General features: G+C 73.2%; 11 protein-coding genes. 6 read left to right on the plus strand and 5 right to left on the minus strand.

From position 1 onward, the window contains the following. Window positions 1-28: 28 nt before the first annotated feature. The 4 genes from ACOJUI_RS14720 to ACOJUI_RS14735 form a co-directional block, all read right to left on the minus strand. The gene (locus ACOJUI_RS14720; protein WP_422115685.1) at window positions 29-1555 is read right to left on the minus strand and encodes a hypothetical protein; all 1527 of its coding nucleotides are present in this window, start codon (window positions 1553-1555) and stop codon (window positions 29-31) included. Window positions 1556-1670: 115 nt separating this feature from the next. After that, window positions 1671-4181, minus strand: coding sequence for a transglutaminaseTgpA domain-containing protein (locus tag ACOJUI_RS14725; RefSeq protein ID WP_422115686.1), 2511 nt, complete (start codon window positions 4179-4181; stop codon window positions 1671-1673). Then, complete coding sequence (locus tag ACOJUI_RS14730; RefSeq protein ID WP_422115687.1) at window positions 4178-5527, minus strand: DUF58 domain-containing protein; 1350 nt, start codon at window positions 5525-5527, stop codon at window positions 4178-4180. Before ACOJUI_RS14730 ends, ACOJUI_RS14725 begins: the two co-directional genes overlap by 4 nt. Continuing rightward, window positions 5524-6627 (minus strand): AAA family ATPase, encoded by a 1104-nt coding sequence (locus ACOJUI_RS14735; RefSeq protein ID WP_422115688.1) that lies wholly within the window; start codon window positions 6625-6627, stop codon window positions 5524-5526. The genes ACOJUI_RS14730 and ACOJUI_RS14735 overlap by 4 nt, the downstream gene beginning before the upstream one ends. Before the next feature lie 134 nt (window positions 6628-6761). Here ACOJUI_RS14735 and ACOJUI_RS14740 point away from each other — a divergent pair, with 134 nt between their 5' ends. After that, window positions 6762-7916: a hypothetical protein gene (locus ACOJUI_RS14740; RefSeq protein WP_422115689.1), complete on the plus strand. Its 1155-nt coding sequence runs from the start codon at window positions 6762-6764 to the stop codon at window positions 7914-7916. Window positions 7917-7961: 45 nt separating this feature from the next. Here ACOJUI_RS14740 and ACOJUI_RS14745 read toward each other — a convergent pair whose 3' ends face one another. Continuing rightward, window positions 7962-9248, minus strand: a complete 1287-nt coding sequence (locus ACOJUI_RS14745; RefSeq protein ID WP_422115690.1) for an MFS transporter — start codon at window positions 9246-9248, stop codon at window positions 7962-7964. Window positions 9249-9352: 104 nt separating this feature from the next. Between ACOJUI_RS14745 and ACOJUI_RS14750 the strand changes: the two genes are divergently transcribed. The 5 genes from ACOJUI_RS14750 to ACOJUI_RS14770 all read left to right on the plus strand — a co-directional run bounded on the left by ACOJUI_RS14750 (window position 9353) and on the right by ACOJUI_RS14770 (window position 12588). Continuing rightward, window positions 9353-10387 carry a Fic family protein gene (locus ACOJUI_RS14750; protein ID WP_422115691.1) on the plus strand — a complete coding sequence of 345 codons (1035 nt, stop codon included), beginning with the start codon at window positions 9353-9355 and terminating at the stop codon, window positions 10385-10387. Window positions 10388-10512: 125 nt separating this feature from the next. After that, window positions 10513-11148 (plus strand): hypothetical protein, encoded by a 636-nt coding sequence (locus tag ACOJUI_RS14755; protein WP_422115692.1) that lies wholly within the window; start codon window positions 10513-10515, stop codon window positions 11146-11148. 254 nt (window positions 11149-11402) lie between these two features. After that, the gene (locus ACOJUI_RS14760) at window positions 11403-11813 is read left to right on the plus strand and encodes a phage holin family protein (protein ID WP_422115693.1); all 411 of its coding nucleotides are present in this window, start codon (window positions 11403-11405) and stop codon (window positions 11811-11813) included. Window position 11814: 1 nt separating this feature from the next. Next, window positions 11815-12258, plus strand: a complete 444-nt coding sequence (locus tag ACOJUI_RS14765) for a DUF3618 domain-containing protein (RefSeq protein WP_422115694.1) — start codon at window positions 11815-11817, stop codon at window positions 12256-12258. A 33-nt stretch (window positions 12259-12291) separates the two neighbouring features. Beyond that, window positions 12292-12588 (plus strand): DUF4235 domain-containing protein, encoded by a 297-nt coding sequence (locus tag ACOJUI_RS14770; protein WP_422115695.1) that lies wholly within the window; start codon window positions 12292-12294, stop codon window positions 12586-12588. Window positions 12589-12695 lie beyond the last annotated feature (107 nt).

The raw sequence follows: 12695 nt of genomic DNA on the forward strand, positions 1-12695 counted from the left end.
CCCGCACCCGGGAGCCACCCTCAGCAGGTCACGCGGCGATCTTCTTCATCGCCTTCACGTAGGCGGCCCAGGAGCGCGGGTAGCTGGTGGGGGTGATCCGCCAGTGCCCGCGGTTGTAGAGCGTGACGAAGGCCAGGTCGAGCCTCTCCACGGCCTGGGGCATCCCGCCCCAGAACGCTGCGCCGGCCGCATCGCCGTGACGGGTGTCGATCCCGGTCTCGGAGATGCCGATCGGCTTCCCGCGCCCCCAGGACCGTGACCGGATCCAGTCCACGATCGGCTCGTACTTCTGCAATGGGGTGGTCGAGGCGGGATTGTGCAGCCAGACGTAGGGGTCGATCCCAATCGAATCGACATAGGCGTCACCCGGGTAGAACGCCTCCATGGCCTCGTTCCGCTGATGCCCGGCGAACCAGAACCGGTAGTCGATGTGCGGGGCGATGGGGTGCATGAGGCTGTGGATGCGCCGCTGTGCTGCCGCATAGGCCTTGGGCGTGTTCAGTCCGTCCCCGTTCTGTGGCCAGCCCTTGGGCCAGGCCACGGGGCTGTTGGGGTTCGGGACCGACTGGTGGCTGCCCTCCTGGAGTCGGACCTCGGGTTCGCCTTCGAAGGAGAACGACGTCCCGGCCGGGGCGTTCTTCAGCGCGTGTGCCCAGTGGATGAAGTCCTCGTCATGGACCCCGTCGGCGACGTGCTGCCACGGGTAGTACTGGACGTCGGCGCCGACCTCCGCGTTGTGCGACACGGACTGCAGGTGGATGTAGGGGACGTGGCCGAGGGCGATCCGGGCCAGGTCCCAGGAGCGCAGGACGAACCGGTCGCTCTGCTTCGCGGCGCTCGTGTAGTACGAGACGCCGGCGCCGAGCGCGCCCCCGAGGGCGGCGCCGAAGAGGTCGTCCGCACCGTCGTCGGTGCCGTTGTAGATGGCCACGGTGCAGTCGGAGGGGGCCGGACGGCTCTGCGCCGGGACGGCCTGGGCCTCGAGCTCGAAGCTGACGGAGGGGGTCTGTCTCCAGTTGAGGTGCACCGCGGCGGCGATCACGTTCAGGCCGGGCGTGAGCAGAGTGCCCGACGCGGTGGTCGTGACCGGGGTCGGCTTGCGAGGGGCGGCGGTGGCGTACGTGCCGTGGTCGACCGTGCCGGTGGGCATGTTGGTCCGCTCGACCTCGGTGCCGTTGACGTAGACCACGATGCCGTCATCAGCGCGGGTGGTGATCTCGAGGGAGGCGACGGCGGCCGGATCCTCGACGGTGAAGGTGCGCCGGAAGTAGGCGGCGAGCGGCCGAGTGCCGTCGGCGATGAGCTCGGTGCCGTCCTCGACGGGTTCCCAGCTGACGGGTGCGGGGCCGACGTCCCAAGCGGACGCATCGAACGTCGGGGACGCCCACTCGGCGGGCGGTGGCGCGGTCTCGTAGCGATACGCCCACTCCGCCCCGGCTTCGATGGGCAGTGGTGGGGCCTGGCCCGCTCCTGGCTCGGGGACGGGCTTGGCCCCGAGGAAGGCGGCGATCGCGGGGACGGCCCCCACGAAGGTACGGCGTGATACGGGTGTCATGTCACCCTTCCATGATCGGAAACGCGGTGTGAGCGAGCGGCGTGACGAATGATACATGTCGGGCGATTCGGACCGGATTGTGCCGCTGACCGCGCAGAAGAGGCGCGCGAACGCCTCAGCGCGCGGTGCGGACCAGCCCCCCGATGAGGTCCGAGTCCTCGCGCAGCGGGTGCTGAGGGCGCGCTCCCCCGCCCGCCTCGGCCCGCTCCGGATCTGCTTCCGGCAGCGGCGCGGCGTACCGGGCGGCCGTGAACGCCGCGGCGATGCGGCCCGCGGCGGCGCGGTGCTCCGGGGTGACCTCGACCTCGCCGGCGTCGATCTGGTCCAGCAGGTCCTCGAGCGCACGGGCCGGCGGCAGCGCGGGGTCCAGGGCGATACGCGTCGGAGGCCTGCCCCAGGCTCCCGTGACGCCGAGCCAGCGGATCGCGCGCTCGCGCGCAGTGAGCTCATGGGTCAGCTCGGACCAGGCCAGTTCCCCGGCGCGGCGTCGTCCCCGTTCAGCGGCGAGCGCCGTCGCCACCGGGGCGGCGCCCGCGGAAGGCCCACCACCGGCACCGGCACCGCCACCGCGACCGCCCCCTCCTGCACTCCCACCCAGCACCGCCGCCCAGCGCTCGTCCCGCGCCCGGGCCCGGGCTCGGCGGACCCTCACCACGGCCACCGCGGCGCCCGCGGCCAGCAGCGCACCGGCCAGGAGCGCCGTCAGCACCCCCCGCTGCACACGCGAGAGAGTGATCGGACCGCTGCCCCCGTCGCCGCCGCTGTCGGAGGCCGCCGCGGCCGCGGCGGCGTCGTCGGCGGCGGGGTCCTCGTCGCTCGAGGGGATCTCCGCGGTGGGCACGTCGGTGACCTCGGGGGCCGGCACACCGACCTCCTCCTGCCCCGCGCCCTCGGCGGTCACCCCGGGCTGGCGCACCCCGTTGGCGGCGGCGGCCGGCGTCGGCTCGAACCGCACCCAGCCGTGCTCGGGGCCGAACCACACCTCGGGCCAGGCGTGCGCGTTCTTCGCGCTCACGGTCCACTGCTCGCCGTCCAGCTCCCCGGGCGTGAAGCCGATGACCACCCGGGCGGGGTAGCCCTGGGAGGTCATCATCAGCGCGAACGCGGAGGCGAACTGCTCGCAGTAGCCGATGCGGTCGGCGAGGAAGGACTCCAGCGGGTCCTCCCCCGGCGGGCTGGTGACCGTCAGCGAGTACGCGAAGGAGCCGCGGAAGTAGTCCTGGAACGCGACCGCGGTGTCGAAGGCGGTGTCGGCGTCCGCGGCGAGCTCCTTCGCGAGCTGCGCGGCGGCCTCGGGCACCTCCTCGCGGGAGGTGTAGCCGATGCGGAAGGGCACCTCGAAGACCGCGGGGTCCACGCCGCGCAGCTCGTCGGCGGTGGCGGTGCTGGGTTCCGAGGCCACGGTGTAGCGCTGGCCCGAGAGCACGGCGGAGGCGCCGTTCAGGGCGATCTCGCCGTTGGAGGGCTGCACGGTCAGCTCGAGCCCCGGGTCGGCGCCGCGGACCTCGCGCACGTTGTCCGGCACGGGCAGCCGGTCGCCGGCGAAGTCGGTGACCCGGACGTCGGTGTCGATGAAGTCCGCCGGGTCGGCGCGCAGCGACTCCCCGTCGTCGCGGGCGTCGGAGAAGGCGCCGACGCCCCCGATCGCCTCCTCCGCCTCGACGTCCGACCGGAAGGCCTCGCCGTCGAAGGCGTTCAGGGTGCGCAGGCGCAGGTACGAGGGGCTCTGGGCGGTGGTGGTGTAGCGCAGCACCTCGGTGTCGTCCTGCTCGAGGAGGCTGCGGCGCACGGAGACGTCGTCGTCGATCATCACCGGGCCCAGGGTGGGACCCTCGCGGCTCTGCAGGCGGTACAGCAGGTCGATGTCCAGCGCGATGCGGGGCGGGGCGAGCTCCGGCAGCGCCCCCGCCAGGGGCGCCGCGAGACCGGCGACCAGTGCCACGCACAGCGCGGTCGCGGCGAGCGTCCGACCGGGACGGGCCGCCGGCCCGGCCTGCGGCCGACGATCGCCGTGGAGATGGCGCGGATCGGCGTGGACGGTGCGGGTCGCCAGGATCAGCGCCCCGGCCAGGACCGGGGCGACGACGTTCCACCAGGGCCCGCCGGCGGGCTGCTGCAGGGCGGGCAGCAGGAGCGAGGCCGTCAGCACCAGGGCGGTCGGGGTGTGCCAGCCCAGCTCGAGGTACAGCACGTCCAGCGCGAGCGCCAGCAGGCTGATCAGCAGCACCACCAGCACCGTGCCGCGGGCGCCGAGGGTCAGCGGCACCAGTCCGCCGGCCAGCTCGCTGACCGCGGCGGGGAAGATCACCAGCTGATCGCGCAGCACCCCGAACGGCCCGTCCTGCAGCTGGGTGAGCCCGTGGGCGGACTCCACCCCGAGCACCAGCACCACGATCACCGCCGCCTGGGCGAGGGGCACCAGCACCTGATGACGGAGCAGACGGCGCAGCAGGATCCCGCTGAGGATCACGGGGGCGGCGGTGGCCACGGTGAGCAACAACCAGGAGCTGCCGGCCAGCAGCTGGGAGGCGGGAGCCGCGGAGAGCACGATCGCGGTCAGGAGCAGCAGGGCGCGGCCGACGAGGTGGCGGCCGGCGAGGGCGGGGCGGCCCAGCAGGGAGCTCATGCCGCGTCCTCCTCGGCGGCCACGGTGAGCAGATCGGTGAGCGAGTCGGCGGTGGTGCCGCGCACCAGCATCCAGGCGCCGTGCCGGGACCGGGCCGGGACGCGGCGCGGGCGGGTCGCAAGCTGCCGGGCGTGCTGCTCATGGGCGTGGCCGAATTCGTCCCCGTCGGCAGGTCCGGTCCGACGGGTACGACGGGGCACCTCGGGCTCCTGCTCGTCCACGAGCGCCGGGCCCAGCGCGATCGCCGTGCGCCGGGTGGCGCGGCCGGCGAAGCGGTCCAGCTCGAGGCCGCCGAAGGGCTCGCCGCCGTCGGGGCCGAGGGCGATGGCCAGGGCGGCATGGCCGGCGGCGTGGTCCGGTCCGATACCGGTGGCGTCGTCGTCGAAGGCGACGTCGGCGAGGGCGAGCAGGGAGGCCCGCTGGTCGACGGCGTCGCTCGCGCCGCCCAGCACCGAGGGTCCGCTCCGGCCGTGACGGTGGCCGGTGCGGGTGATCTCGTCCCCCGAGGCGTCGAGGATCCGCACCTCCCAGCCGGCGCGGCCCAGCATCTCGAGCACGGTCGCGGCGTGGGAGAGCAGACGCTCCTCCACCTCCGGCGCGGGGTGCGCGCGCCGGCTGGTGTCCAGCACGATCACCGCGCTGCGGCCCGCAGCGGGTTCCTCCTCGCGCGTCATCAGCCTGCCGGTGCGGGCGCTGGCGCGCCAGTGGATGCGGCGCACATCGTCCCCGCTGGCGTAGGGCCGGGCCATCGGTCCGATCTCGCCCATCCCGGGGGCGGTCGCGGCCTGCAGCGCCTCCTCGCGGGTGATGCCGAGCGCCTGGGCGGCGGCCGGGGACATCTCGGTGATCGCCGGCAGTCCGGTGATGCGCAGGTCGTCGGCGACGGTGCGGCGCAGGTGGAACAGCCCGAACACGTCGCGCACGATGATGCTGTAGGGGCCCAGCTCGTGCCGGCCGCGCCGGTCGACGCCCAGCACATGGGGCATGCGGGAGTCCAGCGGCAGATCGCCCTGGCCGCCGAGCGCCGCGGGCAGGTGCTCGCGCACCACCCCGCGCCCCAGCGGTATCACCGTGATCCAGGCGGTGCCGCGCAGCTCGAGCTGCACCCGGGCGGCATCGCCGACGGGCACGGCGTCGTCCACCACCCGGCGACGAGGCCCCAGGCCGACGCCGCACACCGCGATGCCGATCGCGCCGAGCAGCAGCATCAGCAGCAGGGCGGCGGCGAACTGGCGGGCGGGCACCACCCGGGTGAGGTCGCCGAGCACCCAGGCGGCCAGGCCCAGCCCCAGCAGCAGCGCGCCCCGTGCGGTGGGGCGCAGGATCGTGCCGGGCCGCGGGGTCACGTCTGTGGGGTGCTGCGCAGCACCTGGTCGATCAGCTGCCCTGCGCTGGCGCCGCGGGAGAGGGCCTGGGGGCTCAGGTGCAGGCGGTGGCGCCACACCGGCATGATCATGGCCGCGATGTCCTCGGGGCTGACGTAGCTGCGGCCGTCCAGGACGGCGTTGGCCTTGGCGGCGCGCACCAGGTGCACGGCGGCGCGGGGGGAGGCGCCGAGGGTCACCTGCGGGTGGGCGCGGGTGGCCGAGGCCAGACGCACCACGTAGTCCAGGACCAGCGGGGAGGCGTACGCGCTGCGCACGGCGCGCACGTGGGCGGCGAAGCGCTCGGGGGTGGTGCGCTCGCGCACGGCGTCGAGCGTGTCGCGATCGCCGGGGGGAACCGGTCCCGCCTGCGCGGCGAGCATGCGGGACTCGGCGGCGGGCACCGGGTAGCCCATGGAGGTCTGGGCGAGGAAGCGGTCGCGCTGGGCCTCGGGCAGGCGGTAGGTGCCCTCCATCTCGACGGGGTTGGCGGTGGCGACGACCATGAACGGCTCGGCGAGCGCGTAGGTGGTGCCGTCGACGCTGACCTGTCGCTCCTCCATCGCCTCGAGCAGCGCCGACTGGGTCTTCGGGGAGGCGCGGTTGATCTCGTCCGCGAGCAGGATCTGGGTGAACACCGCTCCGGGCCGGAACTCGAACTCGCTGGTGGCCTGGTTGAACACGCTCGCGCCGGTGACATCGCCGGGCAGCAGGTCCGGGGTGAACTGGATCCGGTGGCGCTCGGCGCCGAGAGCGGCGGCCAGCGCCTTGGCGAGCATGGTCTTGCCGACCCCGGGGATGTCCTCGATGAGCAGGTGACCGCCGGCCAGCAGCACCAGCACCGCGATCCGGGCCACCTCGTCCTTGCCCTCGACGACGGTGGCGATCTCGGTCACGACCGCCTCGGCCTCGTCGGCGATCACGCGGGCCCGGGCGTCCGTGAGCGCGGGGCCGACGGTGCGGGCGCCGGATTCCGCGGCGGTGTCCGGGGGCGCCGGCCACTCTGTCTCCGCTGCACTGCCGCGGACCAGGACCGGCCACGTCTCGACCGGGGCCGCGGAGGTGGCTTCGTCCTGGGTCATCGGCGCTCCTTCGGGACACCACATGAACGGGTGTTCACGAAAGGTTTGCCCCGGCATGCACTTCTTCGGACCAAACCCGGCGATGGTGCCTCCTACAGTATGGACTGGTTCTGCCTGTCATCCGAGGAGTTGCTGTGATCGTCCCTCGCACCACCCGCGCCCGTCTCGGCGCGGGGCTCCTCCTCGCTGCGGCCGTGGCGCTCGGCCCTGCCGTCGCCCAGGCGGACGTGCCGCTCGACAACGGGCTCGGGGTGGAGTGCGAGGACCGGGGCCCGGGGGTCTCCGCCTCGGACATCGGCCTCGGCGAGGCCGTCACGGTGTCCGGCACCTGCTTCACGCCGCGATCCTCGGGCAGCGTCACCATCTTCGACCCGAGCTCCGAGAGCTCTCGCCAGACTCTGGACGGCATCGAAGCCGGCGGCGACGGCTCGTTCACGGCTACCTTCACGCCGTCCGAGCCGGGCGAGTACCGGGTCGTGGCCGATTTCCCGCAGCAGTCGGCCAATCAGGGCTCGTTCACGGTGACCGGGGAGGACGCCCAGCCGACGCCGACTCCCAGCCCGACGCCGGATCCCAGCCCGGAGCCGGATCCGGAGCCCGCTCCGGAACCGACGCCCGAGCCCACCCCGGACCCCGAACCGGTCGCCGATCCCACTCCGGCACCCGAACCGTCTCCCACCCCCACCCCGGAGCCGACCGCACCTGCGGAGCCCACGGAGCCGAGCGAGCCCACAGAGCCCACGGAGTCCGCGACTCCTGAGCAGCCTGCGGACTCCGGGCAGCCCACTGACGGCGACGACGGCGACGACCGGGACCAGAACGGGAACCAGCCACCTGCCACCCCCGCGACCGGTGGCCCGAACCCTGGCGAGGAGTCCGCACCGTCGGCCGCCCGCCCGACCGGACAGCCCACCCCGTCGGCCGCAGGCCAGCAGCCCGGCGCGCCGGCCCCTGCGGCCGAGGGCCCGGAGGCCGACGACGCCCCGTCGGACGCATCGGAGGAGTCCTCCGAGGATCGCGAGTCGGGCGCCTTCGCCGCGCTGATCGTCTCGCTGCTCGCACATGGCGTCTCCGGCGGCCAGGTCGGCACCGCTCCTGAGGAGATCGCCTCCGACGGCGAGGAGGCGCAGTCCGGCGCTGCGACGACCGAGGGCGGGAGTGCGTCCGACGGCGGGGGCGAGGAGCTCGCCAGGACGGGCGTCGAGGTCAGCGCCACGGCGGCGGTCACGACGCTCGCGCTGCTCGGCGGCGCCGGCTTGCTCTGGATGCAGCGCCGACGCGAGCACTGAGCGCACTGGCCCGGCAGCTGCCGGGCCGGCGGCTCGCGCCTCCGCTCAGGCCGGCAGGCCCCGTCCGGTCTGCCAGGCGACCATCGCCGCGATCACCAGCGCCCCGACCACCAGGGCGATGCCGCCGACGGCGACCGCCCCGCTCACCCCGAGCAGCGCGCCCAGCCAGGCGAGGGTGATCCCGTTGCCGGTGCGCATGCCGCTGCCGATCATCGAGTAGACCCCGACCACGCGCCCGCGCTGGTCCTCGGGGGCGCGGATCTGCACGAGCGCCTGGCCGATGGCGGTGGCCGCGAGGTTGGCGATGCCGCCGATCACCAGTGCCGCCACCGCGATCGCGTACGACGTGGTGGTGGCGACGATCAGCGAGGTCAGGCCGAACATCACCGCTGCGATCACGGCGCCGCGCACGTCGACCCTGAGGATGCCGGTGGCCTCGAGCAGGAATCCGCCCACCACTCCCCCGATCCCATTGGCGAACAGCAGCAGTCCGTAGCCGAGGCCGCCCTCCTCGCCCGCGCCGAGGGTGTCGGCGAAGTTCGGCATCGAGACCTGCAGCGAGGAGCCGACGCACACCGCGATCAGCCCGGCCAGCGCGATCATGCCCACCAGCACCTTGTCGCTGCCCACGGTGCGCAGCACCCGCGGGGTGTCCAGGATCGAGATCCGCTCGCGTCGCACGAAGCCGCTGCGACTGTGGCCGGTGAACGGGGTGCGCAGCATCAGCAGCGTCATCGGCAGGTAGAAGAGGATGTTCGCGAAGATCCCCCAGGTCGGCCCCAGCAGCAGGAGCAGCACCGAGCCGACCACGGGCCCGGCCAGCACGCCGAGGCTCTTGAAGGTGGCGTTCAGCCGCACCGCGCTGGGCAGCTCGCGCGGCTCGGCGAAGTCGTGCAGCATCAGCTGCTCGGCCGGTCCCCACAGGGCGCCCGCGCAGCCGTGCAGGACCAGCAGCACGCAGGCGCTCCACATCTCCAGGGTGTCGGTGAGGAACAGCAGCCCCCAGCCCAGGGAGACCAGGGCGAACAGCCCCTGGGCGATCTGGATGATGCGCCGGCAGTCGTACTTCTCGGCGAGGCCGCCGAAGAGCACGGAGAACAGCAGGAACGGCAGCCAGTGGCTGATCACCTGGAAGCCGACGAGCCAGGGGGAGGCGAAGACCTGCCAGAGCACCCAGTAGGTGATGACGTGCTCGATGTTGTCGCCCATCATCGACAGCCCGGCGGTGATCAGGTAGGGCCGGGAGTGCTTGTCGCGCAGGGGGCCGAAACGCCTGGGGGCCGACGGGTTCGTGGGACTCAGCCCTTCCTGAAGACGAGGGACCCCTGACAAGAGACCGCAGGGGACGATGGCGGCCATCGGCTGTGCGCCGCCGCCCGGTGCGCTGCACTCACCGTACCGGGTGCGCGCTCGCACGACCCGAGGTCGATGCCGAGGTGGCCGCCGCGGAGCGCGCCGTGCGGGCGCTGAACCGGGGAGCGCATCAGGACCTCGGGCTGGTCTCACGGTTCCTGCTGCGCTCCGAGGCGATCGCATCGTCCTACATCGAGGGCATCGCCCCCAGCCCGCGGGATATCGCTCTCGCTGAACTGGCCCTCGACGAGGATGTCCGCGGGCTCTCGGCCACCGCTCAGCAGGTGGCGCGGAACATGACGATCGTTCGCGAGGCGTCCGATGCGCTGTCCGAGAAGGACGTCATCACCGTCGCAGACCTGGCGGCTCTGCAGGCATCGCTCATCGCGGAGCCGACCTCGTCGCAAGGAGAGCGGAGCACCCAGAACTGGATCGGCGGCTCGCGCTACCACCCACTCGAGGCCGCGCACGTCCCGCCACCGCCGGAGGAGGTTCCTGATCTGCTGGCGGACCTGGTGCAGTACATGGCCGGCGCCACCCATTCATCGATCATTAAAGCGGCGCTGACCCACGCGCAGTTCGAGACGATCCACCCGTTCCCCGACGGCAACGGTCGCGTCGGACGCGCCCTCATCCACACAGTGCTCACCCGGCGGGGGCTCACCGCAGAAGCCATCCTGCCGGTGAGCCTGGTGCTGGCCACCCTGCATCGTGAGTACATCGAGGGCCTGGAGGCCTTCCGCGTCCAAGGATCACCGGACTCCCCTCAGGTCTTCGCCGCGATCGAGGTGTGGGTGAGCACCTTCGCCGACGCCGTGCGCATCGCCGCCGAACAGGCAGCGCACCTCGAGCAGCGCCTCGCCGCGCTGCGCGAGGAATGGTCACGCATCGTCTCGGAGGCGCGGCGGCAGGAGGGCCGAGTGCGTGCCACCCGGCGCGACTCCGCGCTGTCCACGATCCTCGACTCGCTGCCGGGGACCCCTGTCCTGGCCACCTCCACCGTGACGCGCGTCCATGGGGTGACGACGACCGCGGCGCTGAGCGGGTCGGCACCGCGGAGGTCGGCGTGCCGCGGCGGACGGCGCGGCCGTCGATGGTCCAGCCGGAGACCACCCTGACGTGGTGGGACCCTACTTCTCCCGCGATCCATCATCCGGTGGTGCCAACCGGACAATTTGCGCACAATGGGCACCGGCGCGGAAGGCATTCGGCCCGCCCTGCCCGGAAAGCACAAGGGGTTCCGATGGCTACCAAGCGAGAGAGCTCGCAGCAGAAGTACCAGGAGCTGACGAGGACCTGGAGGGGCGTGAGCGCCGTGGTCGCGGCCCTCCTGGCCGCGATCAGCGGGTGGTACCTCCTCTGGCCCCGCCGGGTCGACGCGCCGGCTCCGCAGTGCGGGAGCGGGACGCTCGACTGCATCGTGACCGTCAGCGCCCCGGTGGACGGCGTGGTCCTCGCCTCCCTCCTGCTGCTCACGACCATGTTCACCCTCATGACCTTCACCGGCATCGCGCTGATGCCGACGCCGGACGGCACCTCCGTCGCGCCCGTGCCGAAGGACGTCGAGGAAGTGCTGTCGATCCCGGACAGTGCGACCCGGATCGTGACCGCGGCCGTCGGGAACCCCGGCGCTGCGGACCTGGCCGCGACGACCACCGAGCCGGAGCTGCGGATCGACGCGCCCCTGATCCTGTGGAACACGATGCCGGAGGAGGACCAGCGGGTGCTGCTGGCGTTCGCCCGTGAGCACCTGCACCTCAATCCCTCCCAGGTGCGCCAGGGCATCCGAGAGCTCGCCGTCGACGGGGACGGGCTCCAGGACGCCTACTACGTGCGACTCCAGGTCGGCCGCCGGGGCACCGTCCTGCGCCTCTCCTGACGGCCGGCGGGGCGGCGGGCGGCGACCGGCGACCGCTTGGTCGACAGCGTCCCGCCGAGGGCACGCGGGGGAAGAGCGCGCAGGCCAGAGCCGAGCCGCGCAGCCGGCTCGGAGACCGCCCGCGCACACACCACCCCGTCGCGCCTAAGCTGAGAGCTCCACCACATCAGGCGTCTCCGCGGGCAGCGACCGCGCCGGGCAGTGAACGACACTGCCGCCCGCCAGGAGCGCCACCTGTTGCGAAGGGAGACCCCGTGAGCACCGCTGCATCCCCACCCCCACCGCCACCCCCGGAACCCACCATCGCCGACCTCGTGGATCGCTTGTCCGAGCAGACGTCGCGCCTGGTGCGCGACGAGATGAAGCTCGCCCGCAGCGAGCTCACCGAGAAGGCCAAGCAGGGCGGCACCGCCGCTGGCCTGTTCGGTGCCGGGGCGATCCTGGCCTGGTTCGGCTTCGGCCTGCTGCTGACCACGCTGGTCCTCGTGCTGGCGCTGTTCCTGCCGGCCTGGGCCGCAGCGCTGATCGTCACCGTGGTGGTGCTGATCGCCGCCGGGATCGCCGCACTGCTGGGCAAGAAGAAGACCGAGGGCCTGACCCCCACCCCGGAGCGCACCGTCGAGACCGTGCGCCAAGACATCGACGAGATCAAGGAGCGGATCTGACATGAGCACCTCAGCCGACGAGCACGCGCGACGCGACGGGGGCCCGATCCGCCCGCCCGACGGGACGCGCACGGCTCCGGAACCGGCCGCCGACGCCAGCCCGGAGGAGATCGAGGCCGACATCGTCCGCACCCGCCGCGAGCTCGGCGACACCGTCGAAGCCCTCTCCGACAAGCTCAACCCGAAGGTCCAGGCGGAGCAGCAGGTCGAGGGTCTCAAGCAGCGCGCCCGCGAGGAGGTCGAGCACGTCCGGGAGCAGGCCCGCTCGGTCACCGCCCGGGTCCGCGAGAAGGTCGGCGGCTCCGGCTCGGACTCCAGCTCGGGCACCACCCGGAGCGATGCTGTCGGCGCCTCCCACGGAGGACCCGTCGACGCCGCCGCCGCCATGCTGGCGGGAGCCGCGCTGTTCGCCGGCGTCGGGGTGCTCATCGACCGCCTGCGCTGACCCCTGGCACCTTCTCGAGAAAAGGACGACCCCATGGCTCACAAGAAGTCCACCAGCACCTCCGCCAAGCTCCTCTACCGACCCATCGGCCTCGTGAGCGGACTGCTGGCCGGCGCGCTCTCCGGAGTGGTGTTCAAGCAGATCTGGAAGCGCGCCGCCCCCGGGAGTGCGTCCGACGCCCCCAATCCGTTGAAGTCCGACGTGCCGCTGGGACAGATCCTGGTCGCCGCCGCCCTGCAGGGCGCGATCTATGCCGCGATCAAGGCCGCGGTGGACCGGGGCGGCGCCCGGGTCTTCGAGAAGGCCGTGGGAGAGTGGCCGGGCGACTGACCGGCCACGCCTGATCATCGGGCGCGCCTGATCACCGGCCGCGTCCGATCACCGGCCGCGTCCGATCACTGGCCGCGCCTGATCACCAGCGGCGCCGACGACCGGCG

The sequence above is a fragment of the Brachybacterium sp. UNK5269 genome (assembly GCF_049266655.1).
In the GTDB taxonomy this organism is placed as follows: domain Bacteria; phylum Actinomycetota; class Actinomycetes; order Actinomycetales; family Dermabacteraceae; genus Brachybacterium.